Consider the following 22,144-nt stretch of genomic DNA (forward strand, 5'->3'; position numbering starts at 1 on the left):
GATACTCAATTAAGCGTCACTACAGTTTTTTAAAAAATTAAAAATTTCTGAAATTTTTAGTGTTTATTTACTTATATAGTAATTTTTAACAATTTTCAATATTAATTGATAAAAAAATAACGAATGCCCTCCGGTGGCGCATTCGTTATTCACTATTCTTTATATCATCAATTTCTATCTACTTACGCGTTTAAAGTATCAATAGCTTGTTTTAAGTCTTCAACTAAATCATCTGTATCTTCAATACCAATAGATAAACGTACTAATCCGTCTGTAATACCTTCTTTAGCACGAACATCAGCTGGGATTGACGCATGTGTCATTAAAGCTGGTACAGAAATTAAACTTTCAACAGCACCCAGACTTTCCGCTAATGTGAAGTAAGTTGTTTTATGGATTAATTGTTTCGCAGCTTCTGTATCTTTCACTTCAAATGCGATAACACCAGTATGACCACTTGATTGTGCTGCATGAATATCATGATTTAAGTGATCTTTAATGCTTGGATGGAAGACTTGTTGTACGGCTGGATGATTTTGTAACATTTCAACGATACCTTCAACGTTACGGTTAATTTGATCCATACGTAAACCTAATGTTTTAATACCTCGAATTAATAAATAACTATCTTGTGGTCCAAGCACGCCACCAGTTGAATTTGAAATAAACGCTAAACGCTCGCCTAACTCATCATCAGCAGTAGCAACTAAACCTGCAACTACGTCACTATGTCCACCTAAATATTTTGTTGCTGAATGTAAGACAATATCGATACCGAAATCTAATGGATTTTGGTAATAAGGTGTCATAAATGTATTATCTACGACAGAAATTAAATGATGCTCTTTCGCAATTTCTGCAGTACGTTTAATATCTGTTACACGTAATAAAGGGTTTGAAGGTGTTTCTACATATAACATTTTAGTTTCTGGTTTAATATAGTCTTTAACCGTTTCAATGTGAGTCGTATCCACGAAATCAACATCGATGCCATAACGTGTGAACACTTTTGTTAATGCACGATAAGTACCACCATACACATCAGAATTTAAGATAATGTGGTCGCCTTTATCTAATAACGTAATAACTGCGCTAATCGCCGCCATACCTGAACCAAATGCGAAACCATGTTTACCGTTCTCTAAGTTCGCGATTAAACTTTCTAATGATGTACGCGTAGGATTCGCAGTACGAGAATATTCATAACCTTGTCTTAAATCACCGATATCATCTTGTAAATACGTACTTGTTTGATAAATTGGCGTTGTTACTGCGCCAGTATAGTCATCTGTCGTATGTCCACCATGAATCATTTGTGTTTTTTTCTTCATTTTATTTATCTCCTTTGTATTCAAATATTTTTTTCGACATATAGCGATCGCTTCCATCTGGGAAAATGGTTACAATAACACCTTTATCGATTTGATTTTTAATCTCTAACGCGCCTTGTAACGCAGCGCCTGAAGAACTTCCTACAAGTAAGCCTTCTTGTTTCGCCAACAGTTTCACATTTTCAAAACCATCTTTATCACTCACGGTAATAATGTTATCCACTAACGATCGATCTAAGAAGACGGGCCATTTCTCAGAACCAATACCTTCAATATCATGTGCATGCGCTTCACCGCCATTAAGCACTGAGCCTTCAGGTTCAACGATGACATTCTTTACATCGAACTGTTTCATATGTTGTGCGACGCCAGTGAACGTACCGCCTGAGCCAGCACCTGCCACAAAGTAATCAATGTGCGGTAAAGCATCTGTAAGTTGTTTACCTAGCGAATGTGTATAAGCAGCTGGATTATGTTCTGTTTCGAACTGGTTCATATAAACAGCGCCTGCATCTTCGGCATAAGCTCGTGCCTCTTGTTGCGCACCAATCATCCCGTTTTCTCTCGGCGTACGCTTAATATCTGCACCAAGCGCGCGCATAATTGAAATCTTCTCTTCTGAAAAGCCTTCCGGAGCGAAAATAACGCATGTTAAATTGTAGCGATTAGCCGCAATTGCTAATCCAATACCTGTGTTTCCTGCTGTTGCCTCTACAATAGTATCGCCTTCATGAAGTCGTCCTTCTTTGATAGCTGTTTCTACTAAATATTTACCTAAGCGATCTTTCACGCTACCACCAGGATTAAATTGTTCCAATTTAGCATAAATCTGAACGTTGTCATCACTAAAACTTTCTAATAATACTAGTGGTGTTTGTCCTATTAAATCATATGCAATCATGTTGAGTATCCAGTACGTTGATAACCGTCTGAATATAACCTACTTTCTTTTAATAATATTCATTTCCAAAATTTTTACAATCTACAATTCTTACTTAACCACTATGGATTATACGCTATCCTTAGCATTAATGCAAAAAGCTAAATTATATATTAACTAAAAAATTAGACTATTTACTATTACTAATTAATAACTATCGTTCCTATTAACAATCGTGTTACGATTAATGTAATAAACACACAAAGGGCGTATATTTTATAACTAATATGACACAAAGGAGAATTTACTTATGCCTTCAAAAGCAGATTTATCTTTATCCGTATTTTCAAATGAAAATTACAAAAAATTAACTTATACGAATAGTAATTTTAGAAATGCTATGTATGATGAATTGGAAGTGAATAAAAGTCGCTTTAAAAATTGTAATTTCAGCGAAGGTATCTTTAAAAATATCAATACTATTTCTAATTCTAAATTGATAAATTGTGACTTTAGTAGCAGTATCTTTGTAAATACTAATTTCTTCAAAACATTAATTAATAAAATTGATTATAGTGTGACGACGTTTGATGACAGTCAATTCAATTCTTTAACAATAGAGCATACTTACTTTAAAGACTGTAGTTTACGTAATGTAACATTTAAAGATGTCGTGTTTAAAAAAGTAATTTTTGAGAATGTTGCATTAGATTTATGTCATCTTGATAATGTAAAAATGAAAGATTGTACATTTATCAATGTATCAATTAATAATTCTGCTATTCCTGAAAAAGTGATGAATGAATTGCGTAAGCAAGATGTCACTTTTGAAAATATGTAATTCCTTATTTTTGAAATTAAATACAATCCTCTCTTGCCATGTTTTAAATACATCATTTAAAGGAATAATGATTTAGGTATTTAAAACGAGGAGGAATCACTATGTCAGTACATGCAGATGAACATTATGAAGAATTTGAACCTAGTGGCATATCTAGAGAAGAATTAATGGAACTAGATGAATTAAAAGAACTAGTGGAAAAATTTAAAAATAATAGTGACGATCAACAATTAAAAGAACGTATTAATGACGAATTTAGTAAATGGAAAATGTATGTCAAAGATCAATATAAACCTGAAGACACAACTGATAAAGAAAGACTTTCTAATATAGCAGATAAAGTCCATAGTGATATTAATGCAGGATTTGAGTATAACGATGGTGAAAAAGTTTATGATTTCTTAAAAGCCTCTTACCAAAGAGGTAAAGAAGATTTAGTGTACGGACGTACGCTTATCCTTTTCTCAGAAGAAAAAATAATTCATCGTGCAATGACATTCTTTGATTCTACAGAAGAAAATCATGAATTAGTATTATTTATTAACTCTAAAAACATTGAAATCAGTAAAGAAATCATGTCAGATGACTATGTGCATGGTTTAGAAATAGAACGTGACTATTTAGACACTTTATTCAAATAAAAAATGAGGTTGAACTCCTATAAATTTGTAGGAATCAACCTCATTTTTATATATATTAAAATAACTGTACGATAAACACTAATATGATAACAACTGGCATAATATATTTAATTAAGAAATACCATGGCGCAAAGAATTTGAACTTATCGCGTCCAAAGCTTTCTTTTAAAGTATCTTTATCTAATAATTGACCAACTACAAGCGTCGTACCTAAGGCGCCCAATGGCATTAATATATTTGATACGAGAAAGTCCATGTTATCAAAAATAGTACCTGCGCCAAACTTCAATCCACTTAAACTACCGAATGAAAGTGTCGCTGGAATACTTATAATAAATACGAGAATACTTGCCACAAATGCAACTGATTTACGCTTAGTATTATCATTTTTAGTAAAATTAGAAACATTAAGTTCTAATAATGAAATAGATGACGTTAAGGCTGCAAATAAAAACAGGATTAAAAAGATAAAATAAAATACTGTTCCAAAGCCCATTTGGCTAAACACTAGAGGTAACACTTTAAATAATAACCCTGGACCTTCTTGAGGCGCATAGCCAAATGTTTTTAATGCTGGGAAAATTGCTAATCCTGCTAATACTGACACTAAAATATTCATAATAACGATTGAAATCGCAGACGATTTAATTGTCATTGCTTTAGGGGCATAACTCGCATATGTAATCATTCCTGTCGTACCTAAAGATAGCGTGAAGAACGATTGACCTAGTGCGAAAAGCACACCTTTCATAGAAATATCTTCCATTCTAGGTTGTAAGATATAGCGCACCGTCTAAAGTTAAAGATTTTACTACTACAATAATTAAAAAGATAAACAATAGCGGCATCATTACTTTTGACGCTTTTTCTAAACCTTTTTCAACACCCATCATCACTATAATCATAGTCAACAGAATAAAAATACCTTGTCCCAATACTGTTAACCAAGGATTGCTAATAATTTTTTCAAAGTTAATTTGAGTGAGTGACGCTTTTTCAATAGATAGCATTTGTAAGATGACATTACCAATATAAATAATAATCCAGCCACCGATAACGCTATAAAATCCAAATAAAATAAATACAGCTAAATTACCGTTCCAACCAATGATATTTAGCCATTTCTTACCAGTTAATTTGCTATATATTTGAGTAGTATAAGTTCTTCCCATCTTACCTACTGTAAATTCCATAATTAATAGTGGTAATCCTACAAATATCGTAAATAATAAAAATAAGAGTAGAAAAGCTCCACCACCGTAAATCCCTGCCATATAAGGAAACTTCCACATTGCGCCTAGCCCGATTGCGGATCCAGCGCTTGCTAAAATAAATCCAGTTGAAGTCTTCCATTGCGATTGGCTACTCATTTTACCAACTCCCTTTAACGCGTTAAAGCGTTTATGCACTTAAGTACTACTCTATCACGTCTAGTTAAAGAGTGCAATATACATATATTTTTTATTTATTACTCTATATAGTAACATTTGTATAAAAGAGTCTATAAAGGAGGATTATTTATGTCTTTACTTCATGAAAATATTAAAGCTAATTATTGGAAAGGAAAAGAGGCCGTTGGTGGTCATGTATTATTTGAGGACAATGGTTTCAAATTTACTGCGCACGCTTTGAATATTCAAAAAGAGTCAGTATTTGTGTCTTATGACAATATAAAAGAAGTAAAACCATATAGAAGCCTAGGTATTATTCCTAATGGAGTAAAAGTAATTGATAAAGACGATAATGAACATAAATTAGTAGTCTACCAACAAAAAAATGTTATTCAATTTCTTAACGATACGAAAGCTTAATATATTTAAGAGTGGGACAGAATTCATTACGAACATATTGTCCCACTCTCTTATTCCTAAAGATAGAAGTATTTAACTCACACTTCTTTATACCTTCTACTACTTTTTATCCATTAAAATCATATGCGATGGCTTGTCCTTCAGTGACTTCTTGAATACTTAGACTTTCAATATGGTCAATATTAATATAATGTACTTGCGTATCATTTTTTAGAAATAAATAGGCAAGTTCGTCGAATTCATCAATTAAACGTTGCACACATGTATCATAATCTGGCCCATGTTGAAATGTTTTAAATTCAGTATATGATTTCCCAGAAACTGTTGTATATGTTAATAGAAAAGTACGTTTCATCTTATTCCTCCATTAATTTATGCATTAAAGAATTCAATGATATCAGCTTCTACTTTGTCACTACCATCACCGTGGGTCATCAAATGCTTACATAATGGGTGGCACATTAATTCTTTATCTTCACTCTTAATGTGTTGATAAATGTATTTGGCACCATCTTGATAAGATGCTTCATCTTTACCGCCGTATAAAATTCTTGCTGGTAATTCAATGTTGCTCAAATTTTCTGTTATACCAGTAATAAAGTTTTTAAATGTCGTAATATGAGGTTGATATGCTTGAATACTTTCTAATTGTTGTTGCGATGTTTCTTCGTCGAAATTCAATAATTCGTTCATACGTTGACCGTAGCGTTCCATACGCCATGCAATACCCGCTTCTTCTTTCTCACTTGGCGCAGACATCACTGCGATTTTATCCACTTTAACTGTTTCAGCTAATTTCAATGTAAATAAACCACCTAACGATACGCCAGTGACATAAATCGTTTCAAAGCCCTCATTTTTTAAAAATTGATACGCTTCTTGAACATCATTCCACCAATCGTTAATCGTAAATTGAGTGAATTCATTTAAAGGTAAACCATGCCCACTATAATTAGGTGCATAGCACGTATAACCTGCTTCGTTAAGTACGGTCGCCAAATGTTTAACATCACGAATCGTGCCTGTAAAAGAATGTAATAATAATACTGCTTCTTCTCGTGTCCCTTTAAGATGGATGGGACGTGGTGATTTTACTTTCATTCTAACTCCCCCTAATCAAATGCAAATTAAGTTTTATTAACACTGCCCGCAGGCTTAAATCTAAAAATGTGTTAGTCTACCCATTCCTTATAATGATTTCGAATTTCTTGAGCCAATGCTTGACCTTGTTGATAACCTGTATTACCAATATTTAAGATATTATTTGGATTATAAATATTATCTCCAATTTCTGCTTGGCTATCACTATCAGGACTTATCACTAAGACTTGGCTGTGTGCGCTTAACTTTTCAGCATCATCATAAGCGCTTGGCATCATACTTAAGCCATCAGCTAACGGTGCTAGAATAATAATCGACTTAGCGCCTTCCGCTAGCATCGCATTGGTTGGTGAAATCATGCCACCATCAATCCAGTCATTGTCATTCAAACGAATGTGTGGCCAAATACCAGGCACAGCACCACTCGCTGTGACCGCTTCTTCCAGCGTTATGCCACTTTGCGAATTAAATGTACCAGTTACTCCAGTTTTAGCATTAATCGCAGTAATTTCCAAATTATCTTTCCACTCAACATCACCTAAACGTTGGCGAATCGCTTGTTTACGCTCATTTAAATCTACTTTAGAAGGACGCGTATACACAATATCGCCCATCATTTGTCCGACTTTCTCAGCATCATCGCGTCCTACGATAAAGGCATTTTGCCATAAACGATAAACATCAGACGACATAGAAGCACGATCATTCTCATCACGTCGCTCATCTAATTCATAATAATAATCCTTCATATCATAACCATTCGCCAACACAGCTCCCACAAATGAGCCAGCTGACGTACCTATGATCTTATCCGCTTTATTTAATTTGATACCATTATCTATTAACCCTGCTAACACGCCAGCTTCCCAAGCGATACCCGTAATACCGCCTCCGCCTAATACTAATGTACGTTCATTTGTCATTGATATCTCTCCTTTATTTAACGACGTTGAACAACCTTTCTTTTAGCTCTTGGAAAATTAAGATAAAACAATGGAACAACCATTAAAAACAACGCTATCCATAGCACACCTAACGACACACCGCCCACGACATCCGTAATATAATGAGCATGGAAATATAGACGACAACCTAAAATGCCCATCCATATTATGATAGTAAGCACACTGCTTATGATTCTTATAGCCATCACCTTAATCATAGGCAAGATGACGATAAGTAAAGCTAAGGCTAATAATGTACTCGCATTTGAGTGTCCACTTGGAAACGAATAGCCATGATCCCTCATTAAATGATTATATGGACGTGGTCTTTCAATCAGTTGTTTAATCAAATAATTCATTAACGTGCCTGTATAGATACTCAATATGAGCCATATCGAAACTTTATAATTTTTAAATAATAAAATAAGCGCTAAAAATGCAGTTATGTACATGACCGATTTCACTTCGCCAATTTCAGCGCAAAAAGTCATAAAGTCCTGCCAAAGATTGTCTCCAAATTGTCTTTGAGGTTCTCCAAATCGTTCAGTGAGCCAATGTAGTGAACCTAAGTCAATGTTTTGAACAAACAATGTATTCATGCTCACATTTATCGCTAAAAATATAAAAATAATTAACCCAATCATGAACATAGGTACCGTTATCGCAGATGTAAATTCTTTCTTTTGTCTCGTCATGCCACTTTCACCAGTTCCTAATTTCATATATTTCCTTGTGTAAATTGTACACTAATTCGCTCTATTTAGCTTATAAAACAAATAACAGGACAGAAATCCATCTCGTTTCGAAAGATTCTTATCCTGTTTATGCACGTTATTATTTATTTTTGGAGTGTTTTTTCTAAATTATCATCTAATTTAAAGACAATCACGCGTTCTCCAGTGATTGTACTCAAGTCACTATGAAAGCTATTCACGCTCACGCCTGTAATATCTAATATTAATTGCATTAAATCATCTTGTCCGGATTCAACAAGTTCAGAACGTGTACGCTTAATATTAAGTAAGCCTTCTTGTGTTTCACATACACGGTATTCTGCTGGAGTTAAGACACCTTGTAAATTGACGATAATCATATCTCTTAAAATATCTGTTTTAACTGAAAGCGAACCTCTCCCAAGAAAGTCCTTTTCCCACTGAGTGATTGCTTTACTAATTTCCGCTTCATACGCACCTTTAGTTTTAGCCATGGTTAATCCTAACTCTCCTATTGATTGATTAACCTTATTTTATCACTTTTTCGTGAAAAACCGAACTCCCTACCAGTCTTTCCAACTGCCATCTTCATCGATACTTGCTAGACGTACCCAACGATGATCTACTTTCTGCTTAAATTTAATATTATTCTCAAGTAACGCTTCAATATAACTATCAGGCGCTTGAATGACCACTAATAAACGAATCGGAGAATGATAAATTTTATTATCCGCTGCCATCACCGATTGCCATGGTAAGCCCGCTAACAAGTCACTTGAATTACCTTGCATGATGCCAACGCCTGACGTTACAGATTGTGTTGTTTTATTCCCACTTCCATAAAAATGAGGTGCTACCGTTGAAGCGTAATATTGTAAATTAATCCATTGCGCAACTAGCGCTGGGCCAGAAATAATCGTATTAAGAATCTGACCGTCTGCATCCTTTTTCCAATCGTAATTATGTAAAAATGCACGACCTTCTAAATTGGTACCTTCTGTGATACTACGTTGCCCAATAATAAACTCTGCATTACGAGCAAGACCCCATTCTGGACGGATTTCACTCCAGTCACTCGCATAGCGACGCGCTTCCGCAATCGGATTTTTCACTTTGCCTTGATCTAAACCAGGTAAGTTAGCTAAACGTTCAGTATTGGCTTTATAACTTACACGTGGCATCGCTTCTTCTAACATATCAAATGCTTTTTGAGCTGACGCTGTTAACTCTGGCATATAAATATATTCTAATTCGTCTACAGACGTTTTATGTTCTGCTGCAATAAATACCGTTTCTTCCGGAATATGAATACCTTCTGCTTTTAAGCTTTGACGCACATGCGGTAAGTTACACATCATCGCAAGTAACTTAGCATTAAAGCCACTTGATGCCCCACCACAAGCACCACATTCTAATGAAGCGTGGTATGGGTTATTGTTCGATTCACTGCCGTGTCCACCTAAAACGACAAGTGGCGCGAAATCAGTGGTTAAATCCATAAGTTGTAATGCTTGTCTCGTGAAAGCGACTTGTTCTTCTTCAGTGAAGCCAATTGGTAAATCGCTATATACTTCATGTTCACGATTGATTGTTAACTTAGCTTCTGGCTTCTTCAACCAATTCTTCGTGAAGTTACGAACAAAGTTGCGTGTGCTCTTTGGTATCAGCGTGCTTGCTAATGTATTCAAACTTAAGAATGGGCCACTTAATTCTGGTAAAAGTAAACTTGGTAGCACGTTATGTTTCATCAATTTAAATGTGTAAAACATTGATGTGACTGAATGTTGCTGTTGATTATACGTATTTAAAGCATGTCGATCTGCGTATTCTTTAATTGTATATGCAGGTGGTACCATGACTGGCAATGAATTATGACTAAATTGTTCATCTAATACTTCTTTACGAATCGGTAAGCCGAAGAATCCTGCGATACCAATTGTTTCAAATGGACCTTCGCTTTCTAAGTGACGACGAAATGGTTCAGAACGTACGTCAATACAGAATGCTAATTGAACTTGCGTTTGTGGTGTATCTTGTTTCGTCGATTTATCATAAATACTATCTACTAATTCACGTTCATGTGTTTCTTCCCATGCTTCAAGCCATAATTTTTTAAAATAAAGCGGATTAAAATCATGTGCAAATCTCAAATGAGCAATTTGTTCTTCAATCGACATCGCTGCCCATTCATCAATAGACATTTCACCATAATACAACCATTTACTCACTAATTCTTTAATACGTCTTTCCACATTTAAGACTGCCGGGCGACTCATTTTTTCAGTATCTAAAAAGATACATTCCATTGTTAAACGAATCGCAAGATATTGTGTGAGTAAGTCTTCTTCGTGTTCATTCTGTTCTGCGCGATAATACATCATTCCTGCCCATCCAGGCAATGATAGGAAATGTCCTGTTAAATAGAATTCGCGTTCATCTTCTGCGATATCCAAATGATTTAATGCCATAACAAGTGCTTCTCTATAGTCATGAGGCAAGGTTTTAATCATTTTGCGTTGTGTTTTCGTCAACATAGGATCATGTTGAGCTAAGTGTAACCATGCCACATAGAATCCTTCTTCACGTTTAGGCATTGTCCAACTTGATTGGAAATTATCAAGATAAAGTTTTGACCACTTGATAATATGTGTATTTAGCTCATCCATTAGGGATTCGCCTTTAGCATTAAAGGCATTGGCACTTTTAGAACGCGCATATTTAAATGGTTCATTCTCAAAGACGCCTTTAAGTTTGGATACTTCCAGTTTTAAGTATGCTTCTTTCGTGATTAAATCTTGCGGTACATCTTGTATGCGCATTGCATTTTTGCAATAAGTGTCGATATGTTGTTGAGGTACAGTTGTCTCGTATGTACGCACAGCTTGTTTGACTTCTTCTTCAACGATAAATTGGTCTATCTCGCCCTTTTCCAAAGCAGTCATCACAGAGGCGTGGCTAGGGTATAAATCAATATCTCGTACGTGTTTAAACCACTGTGCGACTTGGTCGAAGGTTTGATGTTCCATTTCTTCCCAAGGGTTGCGTGCTGCAAAAATTGAGATAGGTGAAAGTGGCGTTATCACACGACGTGCTGATTTAACTGTTTCATCTATATTATGTTTGGTAATAGTCATGTCAGGTTTCACCTCTTATAAATATTTCTTCAAATAGTTAGGATGGCTTTCGACGGATTTAAATTTAGCTTCACCGATCTTAATGAGCCATAAATAAACTTTGGCAAAAGCAGTCGATGTACGACGGCGTGCGACCCAAATACTGAAGACACTACCTAATACTAGAATTGCGATACAAAGAATGGCACTGAATAATGGTGGATGAGATGGCACCATGTAAACACTATCTAAAATGTCCACAAATACTTGATGTGTGATGACATAAACGAATGCTACGATAACGAGCATAGCAATACCGATAATACGTCCCATAACGCCTCGATTTAATGCTACCATTTGGTTCCAAGATACAGATAATGACCAAGCTAAAATGAATGCACTAATTAAAGTGTAAGCATTGTGCTTACTTGTCATGAAAAAGATAATTGCAATAATAATCGCAAGTGCGCGTCCTAATACTGTCCAAGCATATGAGCGCTTAACGTTAGGCGGCGTAGGAATGTTAAAGCGTTTCACAATTGAACCTGATTGTAAGAATAAAGTTGCTTTAAATACACCGTGTAAAATTAAGTGAATAATCGCAGCTGAATAAACACCTAGCGCACATTGCACAAGCATAAAGCCCATTTGGCTCATCGTAGAACCTACGAGTTGGCGTTTATAGTCTACATGGACCAAACTAATTCCTGAACCAATTAATACGGAAATACTTGAGATAATTAGCAATACTGTTAACGCAATATGGTTATCAAATACTGGTGAAAAACGAGTTAAAATAATACCACCAGCGTTTACAATACCTGCATGCATAATGGCAGATACAGGTGTCGGCGCTACTACTGATTCAATTAACCAACTTTGGAATGGATATTGCGCTGCTGGAATAATGACGGCAAGCACAAGCAATAAGTCTATTAGCAACTTCATGCCATAACCTATTGCGAAATCGTAATTTTGCGTTGGATTAATCGCCCATTCTCCAGTTCCTACATACAATAAGATCACTGCTAATAATAAAGCGAGCCAACCGATAATAAATGAACGCGCAGAAACTTTGGCTGCCTCTGCAGGCACTTTCCATGAGCGGTTAAGACGAATCAATTGAGTTAAGCAAAATAACGTAAGTCCCCAACATAATGTCATTAATCGTAAATCATTACTTAGCCAACCAATTGAAGCAAATACTGTCGTAAAGGTGTAGAGTGTGAAATATTTACGATAGTTACGATCTCCTAGTAAATAACGCATTGAGAACTTTTGAATGATAAATCCTAAGGCTAATACAAAAGCACCTACTAACCAAGCAAGTTTATCTAATGCAAATATGCCTACCACTTCTCTATCTTGAATGGTAATTAAACCAATCACTCCTACGATGACAGGTAATAAGAGTAAAATTAAATGTAAACGTATGTATTGTACAGGGACCGAAGGAATTAAAAAAATCAGTCCACTTAGCACTGCAATGACAAGCGTTATAAAAAATAATGTTAATAATAAACTTGAACTTAACATTGCTAATCCTCCATTTTTCAAACTAATTTAATATTTAAATTTATATACGAAAATACCTGCAACAGACTAGTTTGGTTCCTATCATTTAAGGTTTCAACTAACTATCGCAGGCTTCTTTAGAACTCATTTGAATATATTATAAATGTTTTTTATAAGCTACCTTCTGATTATGTATATAAGACTATCTAGTGTTATCTATTATTTTAATTTAGTCTTTTAGAATTTGTGGTTGTGCCGATAATTTCTATATAACATATTTCTTATCCTTCAATTAAACAATGGATGTATTATAGTATGAAACATCCTTGCATAATTGCTTGATAAAGACTTATGTAAAAAAATTCGCGTAATACCTACAATATATGAAAATAATACCTAAATGTCAAACATTTATCGTGGCTAGGCTGAGTAATATTAAGGTTTTGACGTTATTGATGAATATAATAGAGTGTAAACCTTAAATTCTTAAACTATTACACTTAGGCATGAATCACTGTCGTAAGTTATCAGAAAATGGTCGGTTATGAAGCGCTTTCCACAACTTAGGGATTATCACCCTTTTATTTAAAAGCGCACGTTATACTGTATTTAACATTTAATAAGGAGGTACTCAAAATGGGAATCATTTCTGGTATTATTGATCTTGTTAAATTCATCATCGACTTAACTAAAAAATAAGTCCTAAATAACGCACATAGAATCTATTAAAAGTAAGTTAGTTTTTTTAAGAAGCTAACTTACTTTTTTATTGCTGAAGAAAAAACGTTTAACCGAGAAATAACTCGATTAAACGTTAGTGGATAAAATGAATTTTTTAGTTATCTATAAAATAACACATTTTTGAGTGTGTGCATGTAACAATTCTGTGAAAACGCTTAAATCTTTTAAAAAAAGTGCTTAATTCTACATAAATGATACTTAACCTTTAATTAAAGGTTGTAAATCTAATCACTCTCACTGATAATATACTTTGTAACACTTTATTGCAATAGACCAACAACATTTTAGAGAAAAGTTATATTAAAAAATATAACTAAACAACATCACAGAGAGGACATCTATATGCAGCACCACACACGCTTTACTTTTATTTCTGTAGTGATGACAATTGTGAACGTCTTTATTGTCTACACTACCCTTTTTACCAATTTATATAATCAAACTATCTTCAATTTTTGGTATTGGCCTGGCGCCTTAATCATTTTCCTTACACTTATTTTCAATACATTATGTTTATTATTAGGTATGCGCCTTATACTTAATATCATTTTGTTTATTTGTAACATTATTTTATTAATTATATTTACCTCACCATTTTTATTGAGTTAAATTTTCATAATTATAACAAGCGCGTGGTATGTCTTCTATTATAGAAATTTACTGCGCGCTTTATTTTCACTAATAATGAAATGCGTTGTTTTATAGTCCTCAATTATTTTCATTAATTAATGTATGTTCTATTTATTTACCTATGAAAAAGGGTATTTGTCTAATGAAGACTTTATATTGATCGCATATACATACCCATACGTTCGAAATTCATACATATTATAAAGTAGGTGTTAATATTGATAGAACATTTAGAAAAGAAAAAGCGGAAAACCTTGAAAGTATTAGCTAATATCTGGTTAAACGCAAATATAGATTCTCATACTTTTATAAATAGTCGTTATTGGATTGATAACTATAGCAATATGTTGAAGTCAGTAAAAGAAGCCAATATATACGTCTATAAGAAGAATAATCTTATTGTAGCTTTTTGCGGATTAGAAGGTAATTACATTAAAGGATTATTTGTCAAAACTGAACATAGAAATGAAGGCATTGGCACAGCGTTAATGCATCATTTAATGACAATACATGCAGAATTAACATTAAAGGTATTCGCCGAGAATAAAAAAGCCGTTCATTTTTATGAAAAACTCGGTTTCGTTACGGTTGATACCAATATTGACACCCTAGATAATAAAGAACTTTTAATGAAATGGACCAAACCTACAACTGAATAAAACCAAAATAAACCCTCTAACCGCAACGGCTAGAGGGTTTCATCATTCTTATCTCTTATTCCCACTCAATCATAGATTTAATTTTATAATACATCAGAAACTATAAAAAGACTATCATATCGCTTATTATAGCTGATTATTCATTAGATTTAATTTCATAACCTTGCCTTTTGTTTCAGAATTATGCCCTTTTTTTGCCCTCTGTTTTTTAAATAAATTTGATTTTAAATATTACATTATTTGCATTCTCATTTAAACTAAAAAAACACATCAATTAAGATGTGGCGAAAGGGGTTTGGAAAGTATCTTTCAAGGAGAATGTTTTCAAAAGATTGTAATTGCACTTACACCTTTTTTTAAGAAACTTATCTAAAAGACAAAACTCTCATTTCGAGAGTAGATAAATTATAACATAAAAATTGAAGCAATCACTAAGATTTGCCTCAATAAAAGGAAAAGTTTAAAATGTCTTAAGATAAACATTTCAATATGTTGAAGGGAATTTCAACGTGTATATACTTTACCACATAATCATATTTTTAAAAACCAATTTTTTATATTTCAATCAATGTATACTCACCATCATAGTCAATATTCATAGTATAAAAAAGGGGCACTCAGCCCCTCGAGTCTTATGCCGTATACTTAACAAAGTTAGAGATTACCTAAGTAAGAATGAATTGTATCAATAGACGAAAAGGATATAATGTAAGAAAAGTCTATTACAAAGGTAACCTCATTTGTTAATTATTACATATTCATTATTGTTTTTCTACTATTAATATTTGATTACATATAGTGATTTTACATGTAAAATTCCACTCTTGTATTTGTAGCGATCAATATATTTGTACGTATTCCTATTTCTCGCTGCATTAGAATACGTCTCTCAGCGTCTTTAAAAAATGTGTTTCGTCATGAATAATCACAGAATAACAAGATAAAACATGTTTATATTAATTTAAGCATGGGTATAATAGATTATGCTCATAAAATAAACTCTCCTCATTAGTCAATTGATTAATGAGGTTTTTTGTATATATAAAAGAGACCAACCATTAAGGTTAGCCTCTTTTAACCATTACATATCCACGTATAGCTAAGGGTTTCATTTAATAAAATAGGACAGCTGAGGCTTTATATTAGCCTCTGGAAATTATTATCTCTTTTTTTGTAGATAATGTCTATTAAATAATTGTTAAAAGTTTTTACTAGTATGTAAAGATGAATTTACAATGTATTTCCCACTGCAACACAGGACGCTTCTCAGAATTATAAAACTGGTATTAGTATTTCACAATACTTATCTTTTCCCTCTTCTTCCTTATAACGCTCTAATATAGGTTCATTTTTTACTCTTAACTTATTGTTATCTATAATGTCTGGTAAATTAGAATAGAAGTCTTTCACGTCTTTTGTTGTATGAGGTATTGCAAAAACAACATATTTTCCTCCCGTAAAACTTCGAGAATTTATAAAATCATTTATCTTTACATCTTCGTCTATTTTTAATACTAAATCATATCTACATGATTCTTCTTCGACAATTTGCGGATCGTCTAATGCTACACCTAATATTCCGTTAGTTTCAACATATCTCCAATAACTATTTTCTTTAATCCACTCTTTAAAATTTTTCATCATTTCATAATTCCTATTACTACCATACTTACCTTTATTTCTAACATAAATCACATTACAATCATCTAAAACTTCGATTTTATAGTTCATTTTAGCACCTCCAACAATAGGCTAACCCGAGTTAAAATTTATTACAATATGTATTTAAAAAGTATTTTATCAATACAAAAACGCCACTTAATAAGTGACGTTTGAACTATCTCATTATTTATTGTTTTTTATTATCTTTAATCTTGAAAACATCTCTTATCAATTCGTTACTTCCTATCCAATTAGAAATAGTACTCATAATAAAGTTTACTAATTTTCCTATCAATTCCATAGACATATCCCCTTTAATATCTCTACTTCACTTATACCACTATTCAACTTTTTTAATTATAAATAAATATCCTATCATCATTCAATTTTATAGATGGTACTATGCGCCTATCTGCACCATTTCTAGCAATCATTAAGTTAAACGGTAGTATTACTCCTAATCCTTTTTGCGTTTTACTCAATGTATGCCACACTGTACGCTCTTTATCATTCATCAGATCATCGTAATAGATGACGGAACATTTCTTTATCGACATCGCTCTGTTATACATATCTTCAATGCTTATCATATTTAATTTATCGGCAGTATCACTCATGGTTATCAGTCCTCTAATGGTAAATCATTAATAATCATTGTTCTGTTAGGGTGTTGCTCATGTAATTCATCTAATGCTTTCCGTTTTTCTTCTCCCTCATCTTCCGGCCACTCACCTATATTAATAAAAATCGGTGTGTCCGTAGATAATTCTTTCTTATCAATAAATAGCTTATGATACTTACCTAACATATCTCTAGCCCGTAAACGGTCACTAGGCTTAATAGGTACTTCTACCATTTCTACATGTTCGTTATAAACTAGGTTCATTCTGTCAGTATCGGGGTTGCGTTGAAACTCACCACGTTTAACGACAACCTCTCTCACTTCACTCTCATCACCTACTGCTGCATTACTTAGAATATGAAGTAGTTCGTTAGCTGATAGTACGCCCTCATCAATCACTTTCTTACGTTGCTCATCAATGTACTTAGCCACTTTCTCATTCTTTAGCAATCTACTACCTTGTACACTTGCAGTATGAGGACTATAACCAGCCTTAATTGCACTTTGTGTTACATTCAACGTCTTTAGGTATTCAGATATAAACTTTTCTTGTCTAGGGTTTAAATCACTCATGTTATCCCTCCTCTAATTTGTCTAATAAACCATTCAATAGCTGACGTATTCTTTCCCTACTTAAATTGAATATCTTTGCAACTTCATTCATTGATTTTCCTTCACATAGTAAGAAAAATATGTAGTATTCCCTTCTAGTTCCTACTGCATAAATAAGTTGATCTAATTCATTAAAAAACACTTGGTTTCCAGTATTCTCGTTTAGTGCAAAGGGTTCGACTTCATCACTCAGTGAAAAGAAATCATCTATATTGGTATTTTCATCATTATATGTAGTATCATGGTTCTCTTTTGAGTAGTCACTTATAAACTGCTTGATAGCCTCTCTATCGTAACTCATGCCCTTACACTTACTTTCGTCTTATCTTATATAAGTCACGTTGTAGGCGTTCTATGAGGTCATAATCTATTGTCGAACCATTGGACTGCATATAATACATGATTTCCTTTTGTTCACCTGGTGTATATCGCTTAATAACTTGTTTTAATTGCTGCATATTGCTATTAGATTTCATTTTGAAATACTTTAACTTTTCCTTTTCTTCTATAATAGTAATTGCTAACTTCTCTAAGGGATATGAGATAGTTATAACGCCATGAACTTCACTAGTAGTCATGTGGGAGATGTTTAGGTGATACATCATCTCTATTTGCATAGTGATAGCCTTAATTTTAGTATTGATAAACTTAGGGTTATATTCCGTTAGCAATGTGTACTCAGATATTTTATTTTCATGATAGATTAGTGGATATTTCACTCTTTTAAGGTTCATGTATGCACCTCACAAATAAAATGAGCCTACCGCTAAGGATAGGCAAGATATTTATTATTTAACTATTCGATTTTCTTCGAACATTTTCATAAGGTTTCTGTCTCTTTGTGACTGTTGAGTTAGTTCATCTTTTCGTTGTTGCTGAATATTTTGGGAAAATTGTTCTTCTACTACATCTAATACTTTGTGACATTCATCTGCCGATAATGTTGTTTCAGTTAAAAGATAATTACTAATCTTATCTAAATTGTATTTTCTAGCCATTATTTAGCACCTCTTAATTTCATTTTATTTCTAATATCAATGATTGGTAGCTCATTTCCGCTCACATAATTTGAATACTTAATAGGACTGAAATAGTTTTTAATTTCTGCTCTTACTTCTTTATCTTCTTCAAAGTTTTCTTTATCATAAACTCGAACAAATCTATCAAATTCTATTTCATATTCATCATTTAATGCTGCGATTTCATCTACTACTTTGTTATATTCCTCAACGATTGGCTCAAATTTTGCTAATATACGTTCTTTGTCTTTTTTGTACAAATGAGGTAAATCTGCTTGATGTTTAATAAGTTCAATTGCCTTTTTACGTCTAGCTTCATCAAATACTTCTTTTTTAGTCGATAAGCGTTTCTCTAAGGCTTTCAATTTCTTCTCATTACTATCAAATGTAGTATAGAGTGCGTCAGCCTCGTCATCTTGTGAGTTAGCAATTAATTCTTTATATTTTGCTTTATCTTCTTTAATTCGTTGCGATAACTCTTGACGCTCATTTTCAATTTTATTGATATTCTCTCTTTGACCTGTGACATATTCGTTGTATTCATCAAAATATTTTGCAGTTTTCAATTAAGTCCCTCGTTTCAATTAGTTTTTAAGCCTATTTCTCTTATGTAGTTATATGGCTTTTTAATCTCTTTTTGTGGTAATCGTTTCGGTATAGTTTGCAGTAATATTAAGACTTTCTCAAAGTCGATATTATTTTCATTTCTGTTATAAATAAATTCTTTAAATGATTTCTTATCTAGATCATTCAACTTTGCTACAAACTCATCATTATTCATATTCTTTTCAGTAGCACCATCTTCTTTTTCCCTGAGTGCTTTCTCTTGGTTAAGCGTCAACTTATGAGGATAAGTCTTTAATTTTTGATGCTTGTCATTTAGATATGAATAATTGTTTTCTATACCTTTATTACGCTCATTTCTATTTGTTTGAATATATTTGTATAGTTCAATCTTAAAACGCTCTATCACATTCATATGAGCCTCTGAGTGTGTATTAACATAGTTTTTTATATACTTTTGTTCTTTAGTAGAGAAACGCCCTAGAACAGTATAAAAGGCGTTTAAATCTCTTTGACTTCTACTCTTATACCGTTCCAATTTCTGACGTTCTTCTAATATAGCGATTACTAAATTTTCAACGGAATAACTCTCATAGTAAATGCTTTCTGATACCGTATCACTACATAAACTAGGTGTAGTTCGGTCATACATATCTTCTATATCACTTTCTATGAGTGCTATTCTTGATTGAATGTAGTAAGTATTAAATCTAGTGAACAATTCGTAATCGCTAACTTTCTCTTGGATAATTTCAATCGCTGCACTCACTACATCACCTTAAATCTCAGTTTTCTTTAAAGCCTCATATCGTTTCATACTGCCCTCAATATGACGCTTTATACTTCTTAAGGCTAATTCTTTCTGTTCCTCAGATTTAACCATGAAATAACCTCTTGCATCTTTTTTATAGCTGTATCCGATTGGATAACCATAATCAACTACTAAGCTATTAATCGTATTTCTTAACCATCTGTCGTTGTTTCGGTTAAATTCCATATTCAATTGATTAAATATATTTTGCTTAGTAATAATCTCGTGCTTAGTGTTGCGTAATACATTTAATACTCTGATATGATCGTTCGTTAATTCTTTTTCAATTGTTATTGTCATTGTTTTATCCTCATTTCATTCTTAATTGAGCAGACCTAAGTAAATGAGGAGGTAATAAATGAAAATCTAGTGAATTTACATTTTTCAACTATTGTATTCGTAGTTTCAGAGAACAAGAAAACTAATCAAATTATATAAAAGTATAATTACTTCTATAACACTATTATACTAAATTTACACCTAAATAACAAACAAATGTTCTTATTTTAGTAACGTTTATATAACTTCTTAACATTCCATTTAACACTATAAATAAAGCGTTTATACTACTTTTCATACAATTTCACACACTTTCTTTTATAGAACTAATGTTCGTTTTTACCTAAACTCAATTCGAAATCATTAACAAATCTTAACAATTACGATTTACATATAAAAAAGCCATGCACCTACTAAGTGCATGACCTAAAAATTTACGCTTTCACACCATCATAATAAGACTGTTTCAATTCATTCAATCGCTTAATCAATGCCTTACTATCATCTTCATTCGCTTTCTCATTCTGGATAAACTCAGTAATGATTTTCAAACCCTCAACTAATTCTGGTGCTGGTTCATTAATTCCAGTAGCTAACTGATACAATGCCTCCATATTACCTATAACATCAGCATTACTAGATTGAACGCCCTCAAGTTCATCTATATTGAAATCTTTACTCATGTAGTCGAACATATCAGTATTATTACTTTCTGCAAAGGTTTCTAGGCCATACATGAAATACTCATTATCAAACATGAAACTAGCCATCATATCGCTTATAGTGTCATGTGTACCATCATGTAAATCATAACCAGCATAATATCCCTCAATGCTCTCTATAAGCTTCTCAGTATGCTTTTCTGAGGCAATCTCAAAAGTTTTTCTCACTTCACAATCTTTTATTAACACATGAGCGTACATCTTCCCTTTGCTTACTAGATACACAGTATTAAATGGATCATTATAAATCTTAAATGCAAAAGGTAATTTATAACTACTTTCACATAAGCCCGTAAAATATCTTAATAATGTTGCTGCCCTAGTTTCAAATTCATTTGCTATAATTTCAACGTTCATATTAGACACACTCCATTTCTTTTTTACAAATATTAAATGCAATGGGCAACCAATGATCTGTTTTAATATATTTAGACTTCACTATCGGTAAGTCCAACCCTTTACCATCAACTAGATAAATAATTGGTGGACAAATATCCATCTCAATTAATCCATCTCGTTTAAGTTCAGCAATTATATTAAATGCTTCTTGGTTCCATCCAATCCAAAACACCACATTTGGATGTTGGCCGCTTGTATATGCCCCATCACCTTTATAATTAAAGTTATTTTCTTCGAATACATTTTCTATTTCTACAAAAGTAGTTCCATCGTGTGATTCTATATATTCTAAAATTTTTGATTTTAATTCATTCTTATTCATTGTATTCCTCCTAAAATTGTATAGGTGTCCTACCGTCCTATTATTAGTAAGTTGCAGGACGCATTTAGTACACTTGTTATTGCTACTCTCCCAATGTATTAAGGTTCTTTGTCCCGTTGTCCCACCGGTTTAGGTCTACACTTATATATATTTTTTGGGTTCTTGATATATATATTTTATAAAACTTTAACTTAAAGTTAGCAGGACACAGG

The 22,144-nt window shown here is 33.0% G+C and carries 25 protein-coding genes and 1 pseudogene; 5 read left to right on the forward strand and 21 right to left on the reverse strand.

Annotated elements, in window-relative coordinates:
* Positions 1 to 182 precede the first annotated feature (182 nt).
* A complete protein-coding gene (locus tag LIX58_RS03580; RefSeq protein WP_154838187.1) occupies positions 183 to 1,331 on the reverse strand; it encodes a bifunctional cystathionine gamma-lyase/homocysteine desulfhydrase in 1,149 nt (382 codons plus the stop codon).
* A 1-nt stretch (position 1,332) separates the two neighbouring features.
* Entirely contained in the window at positions 1,333 to 2,232 is a 900-nt protein-coding gene (locus tag LIX58_RS03585; RefSeq protein ID WP_154838188.1) for a PLP-dependent cysteine synthase family protein, read from the reverse strand.
* A gap of 289 nt (positions 2,233 to 2,521) precedes the next feature.
* On the opposite strand from LIX58_RS03585, the gene LIX58_RS03590 reads away from it, so the two are divergent.
* Positions 2,522 to 3,052 (forward strand): pentapeptide repeat-containing protein, encoded by a 531-nt coding sequence (locus LIX58_RS03590; RefSeq protein WP_126564837.1) that lies wholly within the window; start codon positions 2,522 to 2,524, stop codon positions 3,050 to 3,052.
* Between the two features lie 101 nt (positions 3,053 to 3,153).
* Positions 3,154 to 3,693 carry a hypothetical protein gene (locus tag LIX58_RS03595; protein ID WP_154838190.1) on the forward strand — a complete coding sequence of 180 codons (540 nt, stop codon included), beginning with the start codon at positions 3,154 to 3,156 and terminating at the stop codon, positions 3,691 to 3,693.
* Positions 3,694 to 3,748: 55 nt separating this feature from the next.
* Here LIX58_RS03595 and LIX58_RS03600 read toward each other — a convergent pair.
* Positions 3,749 to 5,063, reverse strand: a pseudogene (locus LIX58_RS03600) (sodium-dependent transporter).
* A 150-nt stretch (positions 5,064 to 5,213) separates the two neighbouring features.
* On the opposite strand from LIX58_RS03600, the gene LIX58_RS03605 reads away from it, so the two are divergent.
* Positions 5,214 to 5,504, forward strand: coding sequence for a hypothetical protein (locus LIX58_RS03605; RefSeq protein ID WP_126564840.1), 291 nt, complete (start codon positions 5,214 to 5,216; stop codon positions 5,502 to 5,504).
* Positions 5,505 to 5,610: 106 nt separating this feature from the next.
* Here LIX58_RS03605 and LIX58_RS03610 read toward each other — a convergent pair whose 3' ends face one another.
* The 7 genes from LIX58_RS03610 to LIX58_RS03640 all read right to left on the reverse strand — a co-directional run bounded on the left by LIX58_RS03610 (position 5,611) and on the right by LIX58_RS03640 (position 12,911).
* Positions 5,611 to 5,859, reverse strand: a complete 249-nt coding sequence (locus LIX58_RS03610) for a hypothetical protein (protein ID WP_126564841.1) — start codon at positions 5,857 to 5,859, stop codon at positions 5,611 to 5,613.
* Between the two features lie 17 nt (positions 5,860 to 5,876).
* The gene (locus tag LIX58_RS03615; RefSeq protein ID WP_126564842.1) at positions 5,877 to 6,605 is read right to left on the reverse strand and encodes an alpha/beta hydrolase; all 729 of its coding nucleotides are present in this window, start codon (positions 6,603 to 6,605) and stop codon (positions 5,877 to 5,879) included.
* Positions 6,606 to 6,676: 71 nt separating this feature from the next.
* Positions 6,677 to 7,528 (reverse strand): patatin-like phospholipase family protein, encoded by an 852-nt coding sequence (locus LIX58_RS03620; protein ID WP_188349598.1) that lies wholly within the window; start codon positions 7,526 to 7,528, stop codon positions 6,677 to 6,679.
* Between the two features lie 17 nt (positions 7,529 to 7,545).
* On the reverse strand, positions 7,546 to 8,244 hold the full coding sequence (locus LIX58_RS03625) for a phosphatase PAP2 family protein (RefSeq protein ID WP_126564844.1): 699 nt from the start codon (positions 8,242 to 8,244) through the stop codon (positions 7,546 to 7,548).
* A 143-nt stretch (positions 8,245 to 8,387) separates the two neighbouring features.
* A complete protein-coding gene (locus tag LIX58_RS03630) occupies positions 8,388 to 8,756 on the reverse strand; it encodes a DUF2294 domain-containing protein (protein WP_126564845.1) in 369 nt (122 codons plus the stop codon).
* A 69-nt stretch (positions 8,757 to 8,825) separates the two neighbouring features.
* Positions 8,826 to 11,396, reverse strand: coding sequence for a DUF2309 domain-containing protein (locus LIX58_RS03635; protein WP_226386080.1), 2,571 nt, complete (start codon positions 11,394 to 11,396; stop codon positions 8,826 to 8,828).
* A gap of 15 nt (positions 11,397 to 11,411) precedes the next feature.
* On the reverse strand, positions 11,412 to 12,911 hold the full coding sequence (locus LIX58_RS03640; RefSeq protein ID WP_126564657.1) for an NADH dehydrogenase subunit 5: 1,500 nt from the start codon (positions 12,909 to 12,911) through the stop codon (positions 11,412 to 11,414).
* A 615-nt stretch (positions 12,912 to 13,526) separates the two neighbouring features.
* Here LIX58_RS03640 and LIX58_RS12630 point away from each other — a divergent pair.
* Together LIX58_RS12630 and LIX58_RS03650 are read left to right on the forward strand one after the other, a co-directional pair.
* On the forward strand, positions 13,527 to 13,589 hold the full coding sequence (locus LIX58_RS12630; protein WP_103329523.1) for an alpha family phenol-soluble modulin: 63 nt from the start codon (positions 13,527 to 13,529) through the stop codon (positions 13,587 to 13,589).
* Positions 13,590 to 14,515: 926 nt separating this feature from the next.
* Positions 14,516 to 14,920 carry a GNAT family N-acetyltransferase gene (locus LIX58_RS03650; RefSeq protein WP_226386081.1) on the forward strand — a complete coding sequence of 135 codons (405 nt, stop codon included), beginning with the start codon at positions 14,516 to 14,518 and terminating at the stop codon, positions 14,918 to 14,920.
* 1,272 nt (positions 14,921 to 16,192) lie between these two features.
* Here the strand turns inward: LIX58_RS03650 and LIX58_RS03655 are convergent.
* The 11 genes from LIX58_RS03655 to LIX58_RS03705 all read right to left on the reverse strand — a co-directional run bounded on the left by LIX58_RS03655 (position 16,193) and on the right by LIX58_RS03705 (position 21,932).
* A complete protein-coding gene (locus tag LIX58_RS03655) occupies positions 16,193 to 16,651 on the reverse strand; it encodes a GyrI-like domain-containing protein (protein ID WP_002488641.1) in 459 nt (152 codons plus the stop codon).
* A 284-nt stretch (positions 16,652 to 16,935) separates the two neighbouring features.
* Positions 16,936 to 17,199, reverse strand: a complete 264-nt coding sequence (locus tag LIX58_RS03660) for a hypothetical protein (protein WP_126564654.1) — start codon at positions 17,197 to 17,199, stop codon at positions 16,936 to 16,938.
* Between the two features lie 5 nt (positions 17,200 to 17,204).
* A complete protein-coding gene (locus tag LIX58_RS03665) occupies positions 17,205 to 17,777 on the reverse strand; it encodes a terminase small subunit (RefSeq protein ID WP_126564653.1) in 573 nt (190 codons plus the stop codon).
* A gap of 1 nt (position 17,778) precedes the next feature.
* Positions 17,779 to 18,117, reverse strand: a complete 339-nt coding sequence (locus LIX58_RS03670) for a helix-turn-helix transcriptional regulator (RefSeq protein WP_226386082.1) — start codon at positions 18,115 to 18,117, stop codon at positions 17,779 to 17,781.
* Positions 18,118 to 18,127: 10 nt separating this feature from the next.
* Positions 18,128 to 18,550, reverse strand: coding sequence for a pathogenicity island protein (locus tag LIX58_RS03675; protein WP_126564651.1), 423 nt, complete (start codon positions 18,548 to 18,550; stop codon positions 18,128 to 18,130).
* 54 nt (positions 18,551 to 18,604) lie between these two features.
* The gene (locus LIX58_RS03680) at positions 18,605 to 18,814 is read right to left on the reverse strand and encodes a hypothetical protein (RefSeq protein ID WP_226386083.1); all 210 of its coding nucleotides are present in this window, start codon (positions 18,812 to 18,814) and stop codon (positions 18,605 to 18,607) included.
* Entirely contained in the window at positions 18,814 to 19,401 is a 588-nt protein-coding gene (locus LIX58_RS03685; protein WP_126564649.1) for a pathogenicity island protein, read from the reverse strand. Before LIX58_RS03685 ends, LIX58_RS03680 begins: the two co-directional genes overlap by 1 nt.
* A gap of 14 nt (positions 19,402 to 19,415) precedes the next feature.
* Complete coding sequence (locus tag LIX58_RS03690; RefSeq protein WP_154838194.1) at positions 19,416 to 20,168, reverse strand: hypothetical protein; 753 nt, start codon at positions 20,166 to 20,168, stop codon at positions 19,416 to 19,418.
* A 9-nt stretch (positions 20,169 to 20,177) separates the two neighbouring features.
* The gene (locus tag LIX58_RS03695; protein ID WP_049401970.1) at positions 20,178 to 20,510 is read right to left on the reverse strand and encodes a hypothetical protein; all 333 of its coding nucleotides are present in this window, start codon (positions 20,508 to 20,510) and stop codon (positions 20,178 to 20,180) included.
* 413 nt (positions 20,511 to 20,923) lie between these two features.
* Positions 20,924 to 21,568 carry a pathogenicity island protein gene (locus tag LIX58_RS03700; protein WP_126564648.1) on the reverse strand — a complete coding sequence of 215 codons (645 nt, stop codon included), beginning with the start codon at positions 21,566 to 21,568 and terminating at the stop codon, positions 20,924 to 20,926.
* 1 nt (position 21,569) lies between these two features.
* Complete coding sequence (locus tag LIX58_RS03705) at positions 21,570 to 21,932, reverse strand: pathogenicity island protein (protein WP_126564647.1); 363 nt, start codon at positions 21,930 to 21,932, stop codon at positions 21,570 to 21,572.
* Between the last annotated feature and the right edge of the window lie 212 nt (positions 21,933 to 22,144).

Origin of the sequence: Staphylococcus sp. Marseille-Q1834 (genome assembly GCF_916858875.1) — a bacterium.
GTDB lineage: Bacteria > Bacillota > Bacilli > Staphylococcales > Staphylococcaceae > Staphylococcus > Staphylococcus pragensis.